This window comes from Chitinophaga sp. 01L420 (assembly GCF_056399985.1).
In genome coordinates this window covers 1-391 of record NZ_JBFTSK010000159.1, presented here as the reverse complement: position 1 = coordinate 391, position 391 = coordinate 1, and the positions used below count along the sequence as shown (strand labels likewise).

Annotated in this window: 1 protein-coding gene; it reads right to left on the bottom strand. The window is 48.1% G+C overall.

Annotated elements, in window-relative coordinates; genetic code table 11:
- Window positions 1-391, bottom strand: a 391-nt coding sequence (locus AC1DP6_RS36600; RefSeq protein ID WP_477059329.1) for an AMP-binding protein, incomplete at both ends; no start/stop codon positions are given.

Sequence of the window (391 nt, the reverse complement as noted above, 5' to 3'; positions counted from 1 at the left end):
AACATGCACCGTTGTTTCGGTGATGCCATACATGTTAATCAGCTTGCAGGCAGGGTATTTTTCGTACCATCCTTTGAGCTTTCCGGGCTTGAGTGCCTCGCCTCCGAATATCACATAGCGCACGCTGAGGTCCGCCGTTGGGTGCTCCAGGGTTGCGGCCAGCAGGTGGTAGAAAGCGCCAGGTGTTTGATTGAGTACGGTTACCTGTTGTTGTTGTAATAGCTGTAAGAAGTCATTGGCATTTTGTGCAATGATTTTCGGAACAATGACCAGCTTGCCGCCATAGAGTAAAGCGCCATACATTTCCCAGACAGAGAAATCGAAACAATAGGAATGGAAAAGTGTCCAGGTATCTTTTTCAGAGAAGTCGAACAGGTGAAGTCGAACAGGT